This window comes from Rhodoferax sp. UBA5149 (genome assembly GCF_002413825.1).
Taxonomy (GTDB): domain Bacteria; phylum Pseudomonadota; class Gammaproteobacteria; order Burkholderiales; family Burkholderiaceae_C; genus Rhodoferax.
Genome location: NZ_DHXT01000195.1, coordinates 20,127 through 22,646 on the forward strand (window position 1 = coordinate 20,127; position 2,520 = coordinate 22,646).

A 2,520-nucleotide genomic window follows, 5' to 3' on the forward strand; every position below is an offset into this window, starting at 1 on the left:
ATCAAATGCTGCAACACGCTCAGCACCTGGGCCGGGAACACGCCCACTTTGACTTCGGGCAGGCCAAACACCGCGTGGCGCGCCGCCACCGCCATGTCGCACATCGACAGCAGGCCCATGCCACCGGCCATGCAGGCGCCGTTGACGCGGGCAATCAGCGGCACGTAACTGGCACGCGCGGCGCGCAGCAGTTGTGCCAGGTGACCATGCGGCTCGGAATAGTCGGTGGTAAAGGCCTGGGCCGACTGCAAATCAGCGCCGGCGCAAAAGGCCTTGACACCGGCCCCGGTGACAACGATGGCGCGCAGGTCGCGCTGGCCCTGGGCCGCAGAAATTGCCTGCGTCATGCCGGCCAGCACGCCGTGGCTCATGGCGTTGCGCCGTTCTTCGCGCGTGATCGTCAGCCACAGCACCGGGCCGCGCTGTTCCACGCTCAATTCAGGTGTGGATGAAAAAAAGGGCTGGGTCATGCTGTCTCCTGTTGGGGCCATTTTGCCGCAAGCCGCCCACCTCAATCGTCAGGCACGGCGCCCGCCTTTGGCGTTACGATGGTGAATCCCCCTTTTATTGACCGGCCCTCTTGATCTAGCACCCCGCCATGGCGGAAGACACCCCACGCATCACACTGCACACCCCGCCTGAGGGGTCAGGTGTGCGGCTGTCGGGCTGTTGGACGGCGGCGCGACTGGCCGAGCCCGCGGCCTGGTCCCACATTCAATCGGAGCTGGGCGCTTGCGCGGCACCCGAGGCGAGCCGTTGGACCTGGGATTTGCGCGGCCTGCAGCGGCTCGACCATACCGGGGCCCAAGTGCTGTGGAACGCCTGGGGCCACCAATGGCCGGCCCAGCTTCTGCTAGGGGATGCACAGCGCACCCTGCTGACGCGGGTCGCCCAATACACCGTGGCGCCGCCGAAGGCCACGCGACGGTCGGCCTGGCAGCTTTTTTTGTCACTGGGCGCCGTGCTGTGGGTGCTGATCGACCATGTCAGGAATTTGACACGCCTGCTCGGTCAGTTGCTGCTGGACACTCTCAAACTGGCGCGTCACCCGCGCCAGGGCCCATGGCGCGATGTGTCGGGCCACCTGTACCACATTGGCGCCACAGCACTGCCGATCACGGCGCTGGTCGGCTTTCTGATTGGCGTGGTGCTGGCGTATTTGATGTCACTCCAGCTGCGCCAGTTTGGCGCCGATGCCTTCATCGTCGACATTCTGGGCATCTCCCTGATCCGCGAGCTCGGGCCGGTGCTGGCGGCGATCCTGATCGCCGGGCGCTCCGGCTCGGCCATCACGGCGCAAATTGGCGTGATGCGGGTGACCGAAGAACTCGACGCCATGCGCGTGATGGGCATTGCCAAGGGCTACCGGCTGGTGCTGCCGCGCGCCATCGCCATGGCCCTGGCCATGCCCTTGCTGACGGTGTGGACCACGCTGGCGGCGCTGCTGGGCGGCATGCTGGCGTCCGACCTGACGATGGGGGTAACGCCGGCCTATTTCCTGGAGGCCCTGCCGTCGGCGGTGCAAGTCTCCAACCTCACGCTGGCGGTTGGCAAATCCGTCGTGTTCGGCCTGCTGATCGCGGTGATCGGTTGTCACTACGGTCTGCGCGTCAAGCCCAACACCGAGAGCCTGGGGCAGGGCACCACCGCCTCGGTGGTGACCTCCATCACCATGGTGATTCTGGTGGATGCTCTGTTTGCCGTGGTCTTCAAGGACATCGGCATATGAGCCCCACCCTGCCCCTTGCCCCGGCCTCTGAAACCATGACACCGGTGGTGCAGATCGACAAACTCTGGACCGTGTTTCATACGGCGGGGCGCGAGGCCGTGATTCACCAGGACCTGGACCTCACCATTGAAACGGGCGAGGTGATGGCCATCGTGGGCGGCTCGGGCAGCGGAAAAACCGTGTTGCTGCGCCAGATGCTGGGGCTGGAACAGCCGACCCGCGGCCGGGTCAGCGTGCTGGGCCAACCCGCCTCGCAACTGGGGGCTGAGGGCGCGGCCAGCCGCGTCGGCATGCTGTTCCAGCACGGCGCCTTGTTCTCGGCCTTCACCGTTCTGGAGAACATTGCCTTTGCGCTGCGTGAACTCAGAACCCTGCCGCCGGCGCTGATTCGGGACGCCGCCATGGTCAAGCTGCAAATGGTCGGGCTGGACCCGTCACAGGTGCACAAAATGCCGGCTGATTTGTCGGGCGGCATGGTCAAGCGCGTGGCGCTGGCACGCGCGCTGATCTTGGACCCGCCGCTGCTGCTGCTGGACGAGCCCACCGCCGGGCTGGACCCCGACAGTGCCGATGCCTTTTGTGCCCTGCTGCGCTCGCTGCACCGCGAGCTCGGCTTGACCGTGGTGATGGTGACGCATGATCTGGACACCCTGTTTGAAATCAGTACCCGCATTGCCGTGGTCGCCGACAAGCGCATCATCGTGTGCGCTCGCCCCGAGGAGGTGATGGCGTATCCGCATCCCTTTGTTCATGACTTCTTTCTCGGTGGACGCGGGCAGCGCGCTTCTGCC

General features: G+C 65.6%; 3 protein-coding genes. 2 read left to right on the plus strand and 1 reads right to left on the minus strand.

From position 1 onward, the window contains the following. A partial coding sequence (locus tag B3V69_RS17430; RefSeq protein WP_296448266.1) for an enoyl-CoA hydratase-related protein occupies positions 1-470 on the minus strand: 470 nt, incomplete at its 3' end. A gap of 128 nt (positions 471-598) precedes the next feature. Between B3V69_RS17430 and B3V69_RS17435 the strand changes: the two genes are divergently transcribed. Next, positions 599-1,729 carry an MlaE family ABC transporter permease gene (locus B3V69_RS17435; protein ID WP_296448267.1) on the plus strand — a complete coding sequence of 377 codons (1,131 nt, stop codon included), beginning with the start codon at positions 599-601 and terminating at the stop codon, positions 1,727-1,729. After that, positions 1,726-2,520, plus strand: a 795-nt coding sequence (locus tag B3V69_RS17440) for an ABC transporter ATP-binding protein (protein WP_296448268.1), incomplete at its 3' end; no start/stop codon positions are given. The genes B3V69_RS17435 and B3V69_RS17440, both read left to right, overlap by 4 nt.